General features: G+C 35.8%; 20 protein-coding genes. 15 read left to right on the top strand and 5 right to left on the bottom strand.

All coding sequences use genetic code 11. The features are described from left to right. From BZK14_RS01515 to cobB, 5 genes are all read left to right on the top strand, one after another. Positions 1-972, top strand: a 972-nt coding sequence (locus tag BZK14_RS01515) for a cytochrome b (RefSeq protein WP_077924847.1), incomplete at its 5' end; no start/stop codon positions are given. After that, on the top strand, positions 969-1,799 hold the full coding sequence (locus tag BZK14_RS01510) for a cytochrome c1 (protein WP_077924846.1): 831 nt from the start codon (positions 969-971) through the stop codon (positions 1,797-1,799). The genes BZK14_RS01515 and BZK14_RS01510, both read left to right, overlap by 4 nt. Positions 1,800-1,872: 73 nt before the next feature. Next, a complete protein-coding gene (locus tag BZK14_RS01505) occupies positions 1,873-2,472 on the top strand; it encodes a glutathione S-transferase N-terminal domain-containing protein (protein ID WP_077924845.1) in 600 nt (199 codons plus the stop codon). 3 nt (positions 2,473-2,475) lie between these two features. Continuing rightward, entirely contained in the window at positions 2,476-2,958 is a 483-nt protein-coding gene (locus tag BZK14_RS01500; protein ID WP_077924844.1) for a ClpXP protease specificity-enhancing factor, read from the top strand. Between the two features lie 21 nt (positions 2,959-2,979). Further along, entirely contained in the window at positions 2,980-3,699 is a 720-nt protein-coding gene (gene cobB / locus BZK14_RS01495; protein ID WP_077924843.1) for a Sir2 family NAD+-dependent deacetylase, read from the top strand. Between the two features lie 124 nt (positions 3,700-3,823). Here cobB and ppa read toward each other — a convergent pair whose 3' ends face one another. Further along, positions 3,824-4,360 (bottom strand): inorganic diphosphatase, encoded by a 537-nt coding sequence (ppa, locus tag BZK14_RS01490; RefSeq protein WP_077924842.1) that lies wholly within the window; start codon positions 4,358-4,360, stop codon positions 3,824-3,826. An 88-nt stretch (positions 4,361-4,448) separates the two neighbouring features. Here ppa and BZK14_RS01485 point away from each other — a divergent pair, with 88 nt between their 5' ends. The 7 genes from BZK14_RS01485 (at position 4,449) to epsC (ending at position 9,243) form a co-directional block, all read left to right on the top strand. Continuing rightward, the gene (locus BZK14_RS01485; RefSeq protein WP_077924841.1) at positions 4,449-5,075 is read left to right on the top strand and encodes a thiamine diphosphokinase; all 627 of its coding nucleotides are present in this window, start codon (positions 4,449-4,451) and stop codon (positions 5,073-5,075) included. 70 nt (positions 5,076-5,145) lie between these two features. After that, positions 5,146-5,886 carry a molybdate ABC transporter substrate-binding protein gene (gene modA / locus BZK14_RS01480; protein WP_077924840.1) on the top strand — a complete coding sequence of 247 codons (741 nt, stop codon included), beginning with the start codon at positions 5,146-5,148 and terminating at the stop codon, positions 5,884-5,886. Beyond that, positions 5,886-6,554: a molybdate ABC transporter permease subunit gene (gene modB / locus BZK14_RS01475; RefSeq protein WP_077924839.1), complete on the top strand. Its 669-nt coding sequence runs from the start codon at positions 5,886-5,888 to the stop codon at positions 6,552-6,554. Before modA ends, modB begins: the two co-directional genes overlap by 1 nt. Before the next feature lie 2 nt (positions 6,555-6,556). Further along, a complete protein-coding gene (locus tag BZK14_RS01470; RefSeq protein WP_077924838.1) occupies positions 6,557-7,228 on the top strand; it encodes an ATP-binding cassette domain-containing protein in 672 nt (223 codons plus the stop codon). A 94-nt stretch (positions 7,229-7,322) separates the two neighbouring features. Next, the gene (crcB, locus tag BZK14_RS01465) at positions 7,323-7,709 is read left to right on the top strand and encodes a fluoride efflux transporter CrcB (RefSeq protein ID WP_077924837.1); all 387 of its coding nucleotides are present in this window, start codon (positions 7,323-7,325) and stop codon (positions 7,707-7,709) included. 21 nt (positions 7,710-7,730) lie between these two features. Then, entirely contained in the window at positions 7,731-8,495 is a 765-nt protein-coding gene (locus BZK14_RS01460) for an RNA methyltransferase (protein ID WP_077924836.1), read from the top strand. Beyond that, entirely contained in the window at positions 8,488-9,243 is a 756-nt protein-coding gene (gene epsC, locus BZK14_RS01455; protein WP_077924835.1) for a serine O-acetyltransferase EpsC, read from the top strand. The genes BZK14_RS01460 and epsC overlap by 8 nt, the downstream gene beginning before the upstream one ends. Before the next feature lie 85 nt (positions 9,244-9,328). Here epsC and BZK14_RS01450 read toward each other — a convergent pair whose 3' ends face one another. Continuing rightward, positions 9,329-9,931 carry a ZapG family protein gene (locus BZK14_RS01450; RefSeq protein WP_077924834.1) on the bottom strand — a complete coding sequence of 201 codons (603 nt, stop codon included), beginning with the start codon at positions 9,929-9,931 and terminating at the stop codon, positions 9,329-9,331. Between the two features lie 205 nt (positions 9,932-10,136). On the opposite strand from BZK14_RS01450, the gene trkA reads away from it, so the two are divergent. From trkA to BZK14_RS01435, 3 genes are all read left to right on the top strand, one after another. Then, entirely contained in the window at positions 10,137-11,525 is a 1,389-nt protein-coding gene (trkA, locus tag BZK14_RS01445) for a Trk system potassium transporter TrkA (RefSeq protein WP_077924833.1), read from the top strand. A 23-nt stretch (positions 11,526-11,548) separates the two neighbouring features. Continuing rightward, positions 11,549-12,757 (top strand): argininosuccinate synthase, encoded by a 1,209-nt coding sequence (locus BZK14_RS01440; protein WP_077924832.1) that lies wholly within the window; start codon positions 11,549-11,551, stop codon positions 12,755-12,757. A gap of 158 nt (positions 12,758-12,915) precedes the next feature. Then, on the top strand, positions 12,916-13,179 hold the full coding sequence (locus BZK14_RS01435; RefSeq protein ID WP_077924831.1) for a hypothetical protein: 264 nt from the start codon (positions 12,916-12,918) through the stop codon (positions 13,177-13,179). Here the strand turns inward: BZK14_RS01435 and BZK14_RS01430 are convergent. From BZK14_RS01430 to lptF, 3 genes are read right to left on the bottom strand one after another with little or no spacing between them, the layout of a single operon-like run. Next, entirely contained in the window at positions 13,173-14,114 is a 942-nt protein-coding gene (locus BZK14_RS01430) for an endonuclease/exonuclease/phosphatase family protein (RefSeq protein ID WP_077924830.1), read from the bottom strand. The genes BZK14_RS01435 and BZK14_RS01430 overlap by 7 nt on opposite strands. 28 nt (positions 14,115-14,142) lie before the next feature. Continuing rightward, positions 14,143-15,201: an LPS export ABC transporter permease LptG gene (gene lptG / locus BZK14_RS01425; protein WP_245831116.1), complete on the bottom strand. Its 1,059-nt coding sequence runs from the start codon at positions 15,199-15,201 to the stop codon at positions 14,143-14,145. After that, a complete protein-coding gene (gene lptF / locus BZK14_RS01420) occupies positions 15,201-16,265 on the bottom strand; it encodes an LPS export ABC transporter permease LptF (protein ID WP_077924828.1) in 1,065 nt (354 codons plus the stop codon). Before lptF ends, lptG begins: the two co-directional genes overlap by 1 nt. Between the last annotated feature and the right edge of the window lie 3 nt (positions 16,266-16,268).

Here is a 16,268-nt window from a genome sequence, read left to right as displayed (position 1 = left end):
ATGCATGAAGTTGGTGCGTCAATGTTCTTCGTGGTTGTCTATATCCACATGTTCCGCGGTTTAATGTATGGCTCCTTCCGTAAACCACGCGAATTAGTATGGATCTTTGGTATGTTAATTTATCTATTATTGATGGCTGAAGCATTCATCGGATACGTACTACCTTATGGCCAAATGTCATTCTGGGGCGCTCAAGTAATTATCTCATTATTTGGTGCAATCCCATATGTTGGTGATACTTTATTAGAATTCATCCGTGGTGACTTTGTTATTTCTGCAGCAACTGTATCTCGCTTCTTTGCGTTACACGTTATTGCACTACCATTAGTATTAGTATTCTTAGTAATTGGTCACATCTTGGCTCTTCACCATGTTGGTTCTAATAACCCCGATGGTATCGAAATCAAAGATCATTTAGATGAAGAAGGCAAACCTTTAGATGGTATCCCATTCCACCCTTATTATACTGTGCATGATACTTTTGCAGTAGGTATCTTTTTGATTATCTTTGCATTAATTGTTTTCTATGCACCAGAAATGGGCGGATACTTCTTAGAAAAACCAAACTTTGAGCCCGCTAACCCATTAGCAACACCTGCTCATATTGCACCAGTATGGTACTTTACGCCGTTCTACTCTATTTTACGTGCAATTCCTTCTTGGTTTGGTACACAAATTTGGGGCGTTATTGGTATGGGTGGCGCGATTGCTGTTCTATTTGTATTACCATGGTTAGATCGTAGCCCTGTAAAATCTATCCGTTACAAAGGACCATTAACAAAAATCTTGTTAACATTATTTGTAATCTGCTTCTTAGTATTAGGATATTTAGGTGTTGTTGAAGCAACAGCTGGTAGAACATTAGTTGCAAGACTATGTACTGTTTACTATTTTGCTTTCTTCTTATTGATGCCAATTTGGAGCAAACTAGATAAAACAAAACCAGTGCCAACAAGGGTGACAATGAAATGAAAAAATTAAAACTTTTATTAATTACGCTCTCATTAATGTCAGCTACAGTTGCCAATGCAGATAGCTTGCCACCTGTAAAACTCGATGTGAATGATAAAGCATCTTTGCAAAATGGTGCTGAATTATATATGCAGTACTGCCACAGTTGCCATTCTTTAGAGTTTCAACGTTATAATGTGACAGGCCGTGATATCGGTATGACTGATGATGAAGTGAAAGAAAAATTAATTCATACAGGTAGTTTCTCTACACGTGAAAACGAGTTTCAACCAAGTAAAGTTGGCGATTTAATGAAATCATCCATGAATCGTTTTGACTCAAACTTATGGTTTGGTAAAGCTCCTCCTGATTTATCTACCATCACACGTGCAAGAGATGGCTCACCAAACGGCTCTGTTGAACCACGTAAAAATGGTGCTGACTATATTTATCACTATTTGAATTCATTCTATTTGGATGATACTCGCCCATTAGGTGTGAACAACATTGCCTTCCCAACAGTTGGTATGCCACACGTATTGGTTGAACTGCAAGGTGAATATAAGCCAGTCTATGAAGATCGCTTACCTGCAGGCTGTAAAGCTGCTGATGATGCAGAATGTAAAATGCAGTCTGTAGTTGTTGGTACAGAATTGGTTAAACCAGGTAAAATGACTCCTGAGGAATACCAAACTGCAACTCGCGATATTGTTAACTTCTTATCATATGTGGCAGAACCTGCTCAAATTAAACGAGCACAATATGGCCCATGGGTAATTTTATTCTTAGTTGTATTCACTGTATGTGCATACTTTATGAATAGAGAATACTGGAAAGATGTTAAATAATATGTAAATCGAAGATGGGCTATCTTATAGATAGCCCATTCTTTTCATTTTGTTTGTAAGTATAAGGAATAAAATGTCTACACGTCGTTCAGGCTTTACGCTCTATCAAGAAAACACTTCATTAGATGCTGATCGCATTGCTATAACATTATTAGAAAAAAATATATTAAGCGATGCTGTTTATGTTGATATCGCCAATCCACCAGAAGAACTTTTGGATATCAACCAACAATTAATTCTGCCAACTTTAGAAACAAAAGAAGTTACACTCTATTATTCCAGCATTATCTTAGAATTTTTAGATGAACGCTTCCCCCATCCACCACTTTTACCTCATGACCCTATCAATCGTGGTAAATTCAGATTGATTTTAAAACGCATCATTCATGAATGGTACCCGTTATTGGAAAAAGTGATCAAAAAAGGGGAGGCTGATAAAAAATCTAGCAAAGCTATTAATGATTTGTTATTGCGCTATGATCCATTATTTGAAGGCAATATTTATTTTCAAGGCAATGATTTTAGTATTATTGATGCCTCATTAGCACCTTTCTTTTGGTACTTGAAAATTTATCAAATTGATGTGCCTGAAAAAGCTACAGCAACAAAAGAATATAGTAGTAATATATTAAATCGAGAAAGCGTTCAACATTACTACAAATCAAAAGGATAAATTATGATGACTTCAAATAAGCCATATATCATCAGAGCATTTTATGAATGGATATTAGACAATAATGTCACACCATATATTGCTATTGATGCTACATTGCCTTATGTTGAAGTCCCTGAACAATATATATCTGAAGGTAAAATTATTTTAAACCTTTTACCTTCAGCTATACATAACTTAAATCTTGGTAATGAATGGATTTCATTTTCTACACGTTTTAATGGCGTATCTGTAGATATCAATGCCCCCATTGGTTCAATTATTGCTATTTATGCACGTGAGAATGGTCATGGTATTGAATTTCCAGCTGAAGCATTAACAGAAAACCCTTTTGTTAAAGAAGAAGATGTTAAGAGCACTAAAAAAGATGCTTCACCATTTTCTGTTGTCAGCAATGACTGTAAAGACGAACCTAAAAAACCTTCAGCGAAAAAATCAACAACTAAGAAAACAACTAAAAAGCCAAGTTTAACCATCGTAGAATAATCATTGTCATCATCGGAGGTTATGATGTCTATTTTACCTTGTGTTGTTATTTTAACTGGTGCAGGCATTTCTGCTGAGTCAGGCATTCGTACATTCCGAGCTTCCGATGGATTATGGGAAGAGCATCGCATTGAAGATGTTGCAACGCCAGAAGGTTTTCTTGCTAATCCTAAATTAGTTCAAAGATTTTATAACGAGCGCAGACAACATCTCAAACATCCTAGTGTTCAACCGAATCCTGCTCACTTTGCATTAGCGGATTTAGAAAAATCTTTGGGCCAAAACTTCTTATTAGTCACACAGAATGTCGACAATCTCCACGAACGCGCCGGCAGTCAAAGTTTAATTCACATGCATGGTGAGCTTTTAAAAGTTCGCTGTACAACTACAGATCAAATCTATGATTGGCATGCTGACGTGACAGAAAATTCATTATGTGAATGCTGTCAAACCGCAACACTTCGCCCACACATTGTTTGGTTTGGTGAGATGCCATTAGCAATGGATTATATTTATGATCAACTAGCTCAAGCCGATTTTTTCATCTCAATTGGTACATCAGGTAATGTTTATCCTGCTGCTGGCTTTATGAGTTATGCTAAATCTCATGGCGCTCATACTGTTGAATTGAATCTCGATCCAACTTTAGGCACATCACAATTTGATGAATCACATCAAGGCTTAGCAAGCAAAATTGTACCAAAATACGTTGAACTCTTTTTACAAAATCTCAGACAATAAAAAAGCTGCATTACGCAGCTTTTTGAATATTCATTAAAAACATAATCACACTTAATATAATATTTTCTTTCAATATTTTGCCCTGCGGGCAAAATATAAATTGAACTCAATGCAATTAAATTAATTACTTCTTAGCATTGAACATTTCTAATGATTTAACGATCTCTTTTTCAGCATCTTCTTTAGAGCCGAAACCATCTAATTTAACCCATTTGCCTTTTTCCAAACCTTTATAATTTTGGAAGAAGAATTCGATTTGTTTAACCAATAATTCTGGTAAATCTGAAATTGACTGAATATTGTCATACATTGGGCACAATTTTGATACAGGTACTGCGATTAATTTTGCATCGCCGCCTGATTCATCTGTCATATTCAACATACCTAAAGGACGCGCACGTACAACACAGCCATGAATCAATGGGAATGGTGTCACGACTAAAACATCCAATGCATCGCCATCATCACACAATGTTTGTGGAATATAGCCGTAGTTTGCTGGGTAACGCATATTTGTACCCACAAAACGATCAACCCATACTAAATCATCTTCAATTTCGTATTTAACAGGATCAGATTCTGCTGGGATCTCAATAATACAGTTAAAATCTTCTGTGATTTTGCTTAAATCTTTAGCAGCTGGGATTGAATCAAAACTCATATTATAACCTCTATTTAATGATGAAAAATCAGAAACGCGTTATTATACATTTTTCTCCCCCCAACTTCCACGAAACAAAAGGCTCAAAATGTTTGATCGCTTAATTTTATTGTTACCTGGCACGATCGATTACACTAAATTTAAAAACTTTTTTCAAAAAAATGATTACATCATTGCGGTGGATGGTGGCATCGAACACAGCTCACTTTTAAATATTGAGCCGCACCTGTGGGTAGGTGACTTTGATTCTTGTCAAGAAAATAGTCAAACAATATTTGCACATATTCCAACAGAAGTTTTCCCGACAGATAAAGATTTATTAGATACAGAAATAGCACTAAATAAAGCAGTATCATTGAATATTAGCGACTGCGTCATGATTGGCGGTACAGGTGGCAGATTAGATCATCAATTAAGCTTATTTATGATTTTGCTCAATCATCCTGATTTACAGATATTTCATACAGATGGGCTAACTGAATTATATTCTTTAAATCATAAAATCCAACGCATTTTAGAAGCTAAATCATTCAAACATGTTAGCATCATTCCGATTACAACCTTAGAAAACGTCTCTATTTCTAATGTAAAATGGCCATTACATAATGTAATTCTAAAACCTGGCAAAGGATTCTCCATCAGCAATGAACCCACAGAAAGATTTATCCATTACTCACAAGAACAAGGATTAGGATGGATTGTGATGACTCATTAGTTCAATTGTATTTCGATATATAAAAGTGTATATTACGACTCTACTCATTTATTTATAAAGTGGAGCTTGTATGAAAAAACAATTAATTGCAACAGCACTACTCGCATCTATATTCACAATGGCAAATGCAGAAGAAATTATGGTTTCAGCAGCTGCAAGCCTAACTGATGCATTCAATGATATTGCTAAAAACTATGAAAAAGTACACCCTGAAGATAAAGTTATGCTGAATTATGCAGGTTCAGGTGCTTTATTGCAACAGATGGAAAATGGTGCTCCTGTTGATATTTTTGCTTCTGCTGACCAAACAACCATGGATAAAGCAGTCGAAAAAGGATTAATCAAAGATGGCACACGTAAAACTTTTGTTAAAAACACATTGGTTGTTGTTATCGGTAAAGATAGCAAGTTAACTATCAAAACATTAGATGATCTAAAAGCTACAGATGTCCATAAAATTGCTCTAGCAAATCCTGCAAGCGTACCTGTTGGCCGCTATACAAAAGGTGTTTTAGAAGCTGCTAAGTTATGGACTGATTTAGAGCCAAAATTTATTGAAACTGAAAGTGTTCGCCAATCTTTAGCATACGTTGCACAAGGCGAAACTGAAACAGGTTTTGTTTATGGTACAGATGCGGCAATCCTGAAAGATGAAGTCAATGTTGCATTTACAGTGCCAACACAAACTGAAATCTCTTACCCAATTGCTTTAACCAAAGAAAGCAAAGATGGTAGCGCGCGTTTCTATGAATTCATTTTCACGCCAGAAAGCCAAAAAATCTTAGAAGATTACGGATTTACTAAACCTTAATGTTAGAATCTATTTACCCGATTTTACTGCTAACACTCAAAATTGCTGGCTTAGCAACATTGATCGGTTCTGTGTTCGGTATTTTAATCGGGTTTTTCTTAGCCAGAGCAAACTTTTGGGGTAAAAATCTTTTAGATACAATCCTAACATTGCCCATGGTCTTACCACCCACTGTTTTAGGTTATTACCTTTTAACTCTGATTGGACAAAAAAGTTGGTTGGGCCAATGGCTCTATGAAAGTTTTGGCATTCGCCTAATTTTCACATGGCAAGCCGCTGTCATTGCCGCCACAATCGTTGCATTCCCATTAATATTAAAACCAGCTCGTGCCGCCTTTGAAGATGTGAACCGTGAATTTGAGCAAGCAGCGAGCATGCTAGGCATTTCTCACGTTGCAATCTTTTTTCGTGTCACATTACCCTTAGCTTGGCGCGGAATTTTATCAGGGATTTTATTAGCATTTGCGCGCGCATTAGGGGAATTTGGTGCAACATTAATGGTTGCAGGTGCAACTCAAAAAACACAAACATTATCCATTGCCATTTATCGTGCTTATAACTCATTTGATTACAAAACAGCCAATTACTTAGTTTTATTAACATCTGCTGTTTGCATTGTGATTTTAATGGCTGCAACTTTCTTAAACCCACGCAAACCAAGGGCATGATTATGAATATTGCTTTCTCTGTTCATAAAACCCTCACAGCTTATAAGCGTTCTTTTACCCTGAATGCTACTTACCAAACAGAAGCTAATCGTTTAGTAATTTTAGGAGCATCAGGCTCCGGTAAAAGCGTTTTATTAAAAACCATTGCAGGATTGATCACACCTGATTCAGGTAAAATTACTCTACAAGATCGTTGCTTATTTGATTCTACAAAAAAAATTAACCTTAAACCACAGCAAAGATCATTGGCATACTTATTCCAAAGCTATGCCCTATTTCCTCACTTAAATGTCGCACAAAATATTAGCTTTGCACTGCATCATTCCATCATCAATGGGCGTAAACATTCTGTGCCTGAGGCTGTCCAATATTGGTTAGAGTTATTTAAATTGGAAGGCATACAATTCCAATACCCTGATGAAATCTCTGGCGGACAAAAGCAGCGCGTTGCCCTTGCCCGCGCTCTGATTGTGAACCCTAAAGCCATTCTATTGGATGAACCTTTTTCTGCGCTCGATACCAACCTTCGTGCCATCATGCGAAAAGAATTAGCTGAAGTGCAAGAGAAACTCAACATCCCGATGATATTAATCACTCATGATCCCGAAGATGCCAAAGTTTTTGGTGATGCGATTATTGAGATTGAACATGGGCGAATTATTAAAATAAGTTAAAATAGTTTTTCTCTACAAAAACTCAGCCACCAACCATAGGCTTTTTTTAAAAATCTCTATACAATAAAAGTTTAATTCATATTTTGAGCAGAGAATGAATCAGTACTTAGCATTTTTAATGGTGGGATTAGGCGGTGGCTTAGGTGCAATGGGCCGACATTTCAGTGCGCTCATCATTAATCGATTTTGGCATCAATCCTTTCCACTCGCAACCTTCTCTATTAATATAGCAGGTTCATTCCTCATCGGAATTTTAACTGCGTGGTTATTACCTAAATTAGGCAATGACACCTTATTAAAATATCTTTTAATCACAGGATTTTGTGGTGGCTATACGACTTTTTCAACTTTCTCTATTGAAAATCTGCAATTACTCCAAGAAGGTAAAATATTTACGCTGATTTTATATGTCAGCAGTAGTATCATTTTAGGGATCACCTTCGCACTACTCGGCTTATTCGTTGGCCGTGCGATTTCTTAAATTTTAGTCTTTGAAGTTCACATGAAAAAACCATTTCCAGAAACATTATTGAATCAAATTCGTATCGTAATGGTGCGAACATCTCATTCCGGCAACATTGGTGCAGCAGCTCGAGCAATGCGCGTTATGGGTTTATATAACCTTGTCTTAGTTGAACCAAAACAATTCCCAAGCCAAGAGGCGATTTCATTGGCAAGTGGTGCAGTGGATGTTTTAGAAAACGCTATTGTTGTACCAACATTAGAAGAAGCATTAAAAGATTGTCACGTTGCTTATGCAACGACAGCACGCCCACGTTATATCTCTTCTAAATTACACACAGTGGAAGAAGCGGCAGTTGAAGCCTTACAAGGCATTAAGAATGAAGGTCAACAAATTGCTTTTGTCTTTGGTACAGAGCGTACAGGTTTGACTAATGAGGAAATCGATCTTTGCCAACGCATGATGACTATTCCCAGTGAAAATAGCTATAATTCACTTAATATTGGCGCTGCTATTCAAGTGGTGAGCTATGAGTTACACAAAGCTCATAAAAAGACATTAGACCTGCCATTGATTCAGGCCAATGAAGCAACAGACGAACTAGCTACAAGCGAAATGAGAGAAGGTTTTTATAAACACTTTCAAGATATTTTATTCCAAACGGAATTTTTAGATCCTACTGAACCTAAAAATATTATGAAAAAAATTCGTCATTTATTTCAAAAACGAGATTTAACAGCCTCAGAAATTCATTTATTACGCGGGGTATTAACTTCTATTAACAGGAAGATCAGTCATGATTAAGTACATCAAAGAAGATATCCAAACCATTCATGCTAAAGATCCCGCTGCACGTAATACCATTGAAGTATTGGTTGCATATCCTGGCTTATGGGCTTTATGGGGTCACAGAATCTCCCATTTCTTATGGAATCATCACCTCAAGCTCATCGCACGTTGGTTATCAACCGTAACAAGATTTTTAACAGGCATTGAAATTCATCCTGGTGCTAAAATTGGCCGTCGATTCTTTATTGATCATGGCATGGGTGTTGTGATTGGGGAAACGACCGAAATCGGTGATGATTGTACGTTATATCATGGCGTAACATTAGGTGGTACAAGTTTGAATGAAGGCAAACGTCACCCTACTTTAGGTAATAATGTCATCATTGGTGCAGGTGCTAAAATTTTAGGGCCAATCACTTTAGGGGATAATGCCAAAGTTGGTTCTAATTCTGTTGTCACAAAAGCAGTACCTGAAAACTCAACTGCGGTAGGTATTCCCGCTCGTATTGTCAAAAAAGACACAATCACTGCTGAAATTACTACGAAGCTATTTACAGCTTATGGTGTTGAAAATGACACACCTGATCCTGCAGCAACAGCCATCAACCTATTATTGGATCATATTCAAAGCTTAGATAATAGCTTAAAAAATATTTGCAAAGAACTAGAAGCACAAAATATTCAAATTTGCACAAAAGTGCCAAATTTACCACAAAAAGAATTAGATGACTTAGAGGCATTCAATCAAACACCTAAAAATTAATTTATAAATTATATGAGCATAATAAAAAAGGTTAGAGTTTTTCTCTAACCTTTTTCTTATCTTAAGATATTACCATTGGAATTGACTATTTTTTCTCTTTTGTCTCTGTAGAATCTTTCAATTCATCGATCACTTTATCCATTGCTTCATCTGTTTTTTCTTTCATATCTTCAGTAGTTTTAGTCATTTTTTCTTTGACCTCCTCTACCTCTTCGGAAACTTTTTCTTGAATATTGGAAGATTTTTCTACAATGACTTCTTTCACAGCTGCAATTTTTTCTTCAACCTGTTCTTTAACATCAGTAGCCTTCTCTACAACATTATCTTGTACTTTTTCAGCAGTTTCTTTGACATCTTTCACAATATCATCTGCTTTATGTGCAATTTCATCAACTTGAGTATCTGCTTCAATTACTAATCCTTTGAACTTTTCCTTCAAAGTTGATATTTCATTTTTACTCATATGCTGATACAAATCTTTCAGATCAGTACCAATTTTATGCAACATATTTTCACTTTCTGCAAAATGTTCTGTTTGTTGTTTTAATTTCTCTTTCACTTCATCTAATTCTTGATTCAACTTTGTTACAACATCTGCATTAGAGCTACCGCCCATTCGACCAACAATTAATCCGATGACAATACCAGCAACACCACCTAAGATAAAAGCAATTAAATACTCACCCATGCCAAAACTCCTTATAGATAGATTAATAACCACAAAACATTTTATATAATGCTAGATTATACTATTCATAGCTATTTAAAATTATTATTTTTCAAGTATCGCTGAGCATTATTGATCTCAACGATGCAAAAATCAATTATTTGTTGAAAACTATAGCTTAACTCCATACAATGATCTGCTTTCTTTTTAAAATTGTGTCTTTTATATGAAAATCTTAATTCTAGGCGCAGGACAAGTTGGCTCTAACGCCGCAAATATTCTTTCGCAAGAGGCTAAACACGAAGTAACAATCGTTGATGTTAATGCCAATGTTTTAGCGAATCTTCAAGATCGCTATGACATTAGAACAGTTGTGGGCAATGCCTCTCTTCCTCATGTTCTAGACGAAGCTGGTGCAAAAGAAACTGATATTATCATTGCAGTAACATCTAGTGATGAAGTGAATATGATAGCCTGTCAATTAGCGCATACCTTATTCAGTGTTCGATTAAAAATTGCTCGTATTCGTTCTCAATCATATATTGAATATGCTGATATTTTTGGCCATGAATTAGAAAAAGCCTTCAATATTGATGTCATCATCAGCCCTGAGATTCTTGTTAAAGAACGACTAAAAAATATTATCAACTTACCTGGTGCACAGCAAGTATTGCGCTTTGATCGTGGCCGTGTATTAATCGTAGCAGCAGAGGCTGAAGAAGGTGGACGATTAGTTGGCTCTCCCATTAAAGATTTACCAAATCATTTACCCAACATCGATGTGCGTATTGTTGCCATTTTTCGTGGCGATGAAGCCTTAGAACTCAGTGGTGAATCTGTTATTTTAGAAGGTGATGAAGTTTATTACCTCTGCCCACAAAAACATGCAAAATTAGTTATGGCAGAAATTCGCCCTTCCACAAAGATTGCTAAAAAAGTAATGATCGCAGGTGGTGGCAACATTGGTTATCGCTTGGCAAGTGCCTTAGAAGATGATTTACGAGTAAAAATTATCGAGGTTGATAAGAGAAATGCTGCACGCCTAACCTCACATCTCAAAAATGCTCTTGTTTTAAATGGTGACTGTACAGATGAATCTTTATTATATGAAGAAAATATTGATCAGATCGATGTTTACTGCGCAGTGACAGAAGATGAGCAAACCAACATTTTATCAAGCATGCTTGCAAAACGCTTAGGTGCAAAACGTGTCATCACATTGATCAATCGCAGCGCATTTGTTGATTTAGTTGAAAATGAATCCAATATTGATATCGCATTCTCACCACAACAGGTAACGTTAGGTGTATTGTTAACTTACATTCGTAAAGGTGATGTTGTCCAACTCTATTCATTAGGAACAGGCGATTTAGAAGCTATCGAATTAGTGGCACATGGTACGCCAGATACATCTAAAATTATTGGGAAAGTTGTAGATGAGATTGATTGGCCAGAAGGTATTACATTAGCAGGTATCATTCGTCGCCAACAAGTGATCGTATCCCACAGAACTTCAGTGATAGAAGAAAATGACCACATGATCTTCTTCATTTCAAATAAGCAAAGCATTCCTGATTTGGAATTCCTTTGCCAAATCAAAGGTAATAATGATTAACATGTCAGTAGGAGAGTTTATTAATGAGTAAAGTGAATAAGGTTGTTCTAGCCTATTCTGGTGGCTTAGATACATCTGTCATCCTAAAATGGTTACAAGATGAATATCAATGTGAAGTTGTGACATTCACAGCTGACTTAGGCCAAGGCGAAGAAGTTGAACCTGCACGCGCTAAAGCACAAGCCATGGGCGTGAAAGAAATTTACATCGATGATTTACGTGAAGAATTTGCACGTGATTTCATCTTCCCAATGTTCCGTGCAAACACAATCTACGAAGGTGAGTACTTATTAGGTACTTCTATTGCTCGCCCATTGATTGCAAAACGTTTGATCGAAATTGCTAACGAAACAAATGCAGATGCAATCTCTCATGGCGCAACAGGTAAAGGTAATGACCAAGTTCGTTTTGAATTAGGCGCGTACGCATTGAAACCAGATGTTAAAGTAATCGCTCCTTGGCGTGAATGGGACTTAATGTCTCGTGAAAAATTACTAAACTATGCTGAAAAGAATAATATCTCTATTGATCGTGGTGGTAAAAAATCTCCATATTCAATGGATGCAAACTTACTGCACATCTCTTATGAAGGTTTGGTATTGGAAGATCCATGGACTGAACCAGAAGCTGATATGTGGCGCTGGACTGTTTCTCCTGAAGAAGCACCAGATACAGCAACATATATCGAATTAACATTCGAAAAAGGTGATGTTGTCGCAATTGATGGTGTTGCTAAATCACCTGCAACTGTGATGGAAGAATTAAATAAAATCGCTGGTGCAAATGGTGTTGGCCGTGTTGATATTGTTGAGAATCGTTATGTTGGTATGAAAGCACGTGGTTGCTATGAAACACCAGCTGGTACAGTCATTTTGAAAGCTCACCGTGCAATCGAATCTATCACTTTAGATCGTGAAGCTGCTCACTTAAAAGATGAAATGATGCCTCGTTATGCATCATTGATCTACAATGGTTACTGGTGGAGCCCAGAGCGTGAAATGTTGCAAGCTGCAATCGATAAATCACAAGAACACGTTTCAGGCGTTGTGCGCTTAAAATTATACAAAGGCAACGTCATCGTTGTTGGCCGTAAATCTGATGAATCATTGTTTGATGAAAGCATCGCAACATTTGAAGATGATGCTGGTGCATACGATCAAAAAGATGCAAGCGGCTTCATTAAATTGAATGCATTGCGTTTACGTACTGCTGCTAAGCGTAAAGCAAAATAATTGCTGATCATTAACTTAAAGAAACCTGCTTTGGCAGGTTTCTTTATTGATGTAAATAATATTCCTATAACCTAAATCATAATAATATGTTTATCAATCACCATTGATTAGATAAGCGCTATAATATATAGAATTATTAATATCTTGGATATAATCTCATGGATGGCAAACAAAGAGTTTTGGTAGAAGCCTTATTAGTATTCTCATTCATTATCAGCATTATGCTAATTTTCTTTCCAAGCGAAGTACCAGTGCGCAGAGCATTCTCATTTTTATATATCCACTCACCATTTTTTCCATATGCTCGAGTGATTTTCCCAATATTCACCATCCTTTTGTATATACTCAGAAAACAAAATAAAGATGAACTCTCAATTGAACAAAAAATGGCGTTATGGAGTGATAAAAAACGAGATCAATAATATCGATAATTCATGAATATTGGGCGATGATCTGATCCTCGCCACCAACCTATTCGACTGCCGTCTATTTCTAAAAACTCTAGATTTCTCACTAATATGTGATCAATATTAATCAATCCCAATGACCAAGTTGGTATTAATCTATTTTTAGTTTCAAACACTCTAGCTGTGTTAATAAAATCTCTAAAAACTGGCGAATATGGCGAAATATTAAAATCCCCCATCACAACAATAGAATCTGATTTTTCATTGCTAATTTGTACTGCAAAATTCATCAAGCTTTCATCTCTGATATTAGCCAATTCTGAATTAATTGGTGGCGGTGGATGAATACCATAAATGACTAAGCCTTTATGTTCTGCACGAATATAGGGGTATTGCTTTAAGCCATCAATCGGATATAAAATCTCACAGCTATCAAGCTTTAATGGGCTATACAATGCTAAGCCAAATGGTGAATCATCAACTTTTCCACATTGATATAAATCTTTATACTTTAATTTAAAAACTGTATCCCATTCAGAATTATATTCGATTGCAAATAACACTAAATTAGGATCACTCATTTTTGCTTCTAATTTGATTAGCTCTTTCATCTTCTCATTGTGATCGAAGCTCAAATTATAACTCACCAAACTGACCATATTTTGAGGCTGAGCCATTCTAGATGGCATAAAATATATTGGCTGTATGGAAATATATAATAGAGCCAAAACCATGATGCAGAAACATACTTTAATAATAATTCTTTTAAAAACAAAAATACCAATGATTGAGCTGAGCAGATATAACCAAGTGAAATGGCTAAATAGATCCAAGACCCAATATATTTTTCCAAGCTGACCCAATGTAAGCGCTATTACAGATAATATCGCAATGATCTGTAATCTTTTTTTAATGCCTGCGATGACTTTGTGTTTATTATTATTTTTCATCTTAATCCCTTACCAAAGCGATTAAATCTTATTTAGATGCCACAAATTTAAATAATATAAAGGCGATCAGCAGCGCTACAACGATTGGTAAAATTGCACCTGCAATAGGTGGATAGCCAAAAATTAAAATTGTATGACTCAAAATCCTAGTTGCAAGATAAATGATCAAACCTATCATAATCCCCAAGAAAATACGCATACCCAAATTACCTTGACGATTTTGTGAAAAAACTAATGGTGCAACAATCACCAACATCACAAAATTCATAAAAGGACTGAATACTTTTGTCCAAAATGCTAATCGATATTCTGCACTATCTAAGCCATTCTTTTCCATATAACGAATAAAACGCCATAAATTCTTAGCTGATAAGTTTTCAGGTTTAGCAATTAAAGCGTCCAAAATACGCTGATCAATTAAATTAGGAAAAGTAAGATTACCTTCATCTTGGCGCGTAATCGATTCTTCATTAAAAATTGTTGTTGTTACATCTGACATAATCCAATCTCTGCGGTCTAGATATGCATTAGGTGATTGAATAATACTTTTAATGCTCTGATCCTCAATATCAAACATTGTGATATTTTTTAAGTTTCCATCATGAATTGCAGAAACATTCACTATTTCTGAATTAGAAATTGCCCAAAAGCCATCTTGCACTATTTCATTAGTGCTCTGTTTATTTTGGTATAATTCTGCTTGTATAGATGTCTTAGGTATTATATTTTCACTCAATAAAAATGAAAAAATACTCATAATAATAACTGTAAAAATAGCACCACATAGAACACGGAATTTACTGAGGCCTGCTGCCCGCATAACTGTGAGCTCATTCGTTGATGCTAATTGCCCCAATCCGATCAAAATCCCTAATAAAAGTCCCATGGGAATCATGCGATTCAAACGAACAGGTAAATCATATAACAAATATAGTAATACATCTGTAATCTTATAATCATCTTGGCCAACATCACCCAATTCATTTAAAAACGTAAAAAAAGTTTCAATAATGGATAACAAAACTAAGCTACCAATCACCGTGATGAATGTTGTCCATAAAATATAACGATCTATCTTTATCATCATCACATCCGTTTACTGAATCGATACGCAATTACAGCAGCAATCACTAACATCACAATATGTACCCACCATATCCCTAGCCAATATGGAGTCGTCCCTTTTCTCATCCAAGTTTGCGCTAAATTCAATAGATTAAAATAAATAACATATACAAAAATTGCAGCCAATAAATTACCAAAGCGCCCCTGCCTAGGCCCTGAATGAGCCAATGCAGGAATCATTATTACGAGTATCAATAAACTAATGGAAGCAGATAAACGCCTTTCAAACTCCATCTGAAAGAAAATTAAATCAAGCCTAGCAAATATATCTGCACTCGAAAAGGCTGCCATCTTAGGTATCATTTGCTCAACAGTACTATCTAGTCTTAAAATAATTTCATCATAATCCAAAATATCAACTCCACCATTTTGGAAAAATGTATAACGCTTGCCATCATTCAAAACTAAAAAACGAATACCAGTCTGAACATCTATTTCTTGTTGACCCGTTTTTGCTAGAGTAACTGAATATGCACCATCATTTTCTAAGGTTTTAATAAAAACATCTTTGATCTCCTGCTGATTATCAGAAATCTCACGAACATAGACAATATTTTTACCTCGTGATAGCTCTTTAAAAGTCCCTGCCTTAATGATCGTTAACTGAGCCTCTTCTCGTGCTTGTTGCTGAATATCATGAAACCGCAAAGAAAAATGAGGGATCAGAAAAAAATTCAATAATAGCAATATGATGGACAGAGGAATAGCCAATTGAAATAATAAACGATATAAAGTTGATAATGGCATACCTAAGGCAAACATTGCCACCATCTCAGAATCTTTATATAAACGCCCAAATGCAGCAATTGATGCTAATAAAAAACTTAAGGGGACTAATTCGGCAATAAATCGTAAAACCTGCACTCCAATCATTGATAAAATAATATTCGGAGATATTCCACCACTGATCACTTCATTCAACATCAAAGCTAGACGTTGGACCAACAAAATTGCTAAAAGAACAATTAATGTTGCACCAAATGTAAATAATACTTCTTTAGAAATATAGTGGCGGATAATGCGCATCAA

It is taken from the genome of Wohlfahrtiimonas larvae (genome assembly GCF_002006755.1).
Lineage (GTDB): Bacteria > Pseudomonadota > Gammaproteobacteria > Cardiobacteriales > Wohlfahrtiimonadaceae > Wohlfahrtiimonas > Wohlfahrtiimonas larvae.
The sequence above is the reverse complement of the archived record's forward strand: the minus strand, read 5'-3'. Positions and strand labels throughout refer to the sequence as shown.

Coding starts and splice junctions, on each gene's coding strand:
- ppa (WP_077924842.1), bottom strand. CDS start 4,360: ATGAGTTTTGATTCAATCCCAGCTGCTAAAGATTTAAGCAAAATCACA.
- modA (WP_077924840.1), top strand. CDS start 5,146: ATGAAAAAACAATTAATTGCAACAGCACTACTCGCATCTATATTCACA.
- BZK14_RS01435 (WP_077924831.1), top strand. CDS start 12,916: ATGGATGGCAAACAAAGAGTTTTGGTAGAAGCCTTATTAGTATTCTCA.
- BZK14_RS01440 (WP_077924832.1), top strand. CDS start 11,549: ATGAGTAAAGTGAATAAGGTTGTTCTAGCCTATTCTGGTGGCTTAGAT.
- BZK14_RS01505 (WP_077924845.1), top strand. CDS start 1,873: ATGTCTACACGTCGTTCAGGCTTTACGCTCTATCAAGAAAACACTTCA.
- trkA (WP_077924833.1), top strand. CDS start 10,137: ATGAAAATCTTAATTCTAGGCGCAGGACAAGTTGGCTCTAACGCCGCA.
- BZK14_RS01470 (WP_077924838.1), top strand. CDS start 6,557: ATGAATATTGCTTTCTCTGTTCATAAAACCCTCACAGCTTATAAGCGT.
- BZK14_RS01500 (WP_077924844.1), top strand. CDS start 2,476: ATGATGACTTCAAATAAGCCATATATCATCAGAGCATTTTATGAATGG.
- BZK14_RS01450 (WP_077924834.1), bottom strand. CDS start 9,931: ATGGGTGAGTATTTAATTGCTTTTATCTTAGGTGGTGTTGCTGGTATT.
- BZK14_RS01430 (WP_077924830.1), bottom strand. CDS start 14,114: ATGAAAAATAATAATAAACACAAAGTCATCGCAGGCATTAAAAAAAGA.
- modB (WP_077924839.1), top strand. CDS start 5,886: ATGTTAGAATCTATTTACCCGATTTTACTGCTAACACTCAAAATTGCT.
- lptG (WP_245831116.1), bottom strand. CDS start 15,201: ATGATGATAAAGATAGATCGTTATATTTTATGGACAACATTCATCACG.
- crcB (WP_077924837.1), top strand. CDS start 7,323: ATGAATCAGTACTTAGCATTTTTAATGGTGGGATTAGGCGGTGGCTTA.
- BZK14_RS01485 (WP_077924841.1), top strand. CDS start 4,449: ATGTTTGATCGCTTAATTTTATTGTTACCTGGCACGATCGATTACACT.
- cobB (WP_077924843.1), top strand. CDS start 2,980: ATGATGTCTATTTTACCTTGTGTTGTTATTTTAACTGGTGCAGGCATT.
- BZK14_RS01460 (WP_077924836.1), top strand. CDS start 7,731: ATGAAAAAACCATTTCCAGAAACATTATTGAATCAAATTCGTATCGTA.
- lptF (WP_077924828.1), bottom strand. CDS start 16,265: ATGCGCATTATCCGCCACTATATTTCTAAAGAAGTATTATTTACATTT.
- epsC (WP_077924835.1), top strand. CDS start 8,488: ATGATTAAGTACATCAAAGAAGATATCCAAACCATTCATGCTAAAGAT.
- BZK14_RS01510 (WP_077924846.1), top strand. CDS start 969: ATGAAAAAATTAAAACTTTTATTAATTACGCTCTCATTAATGTCAGCT.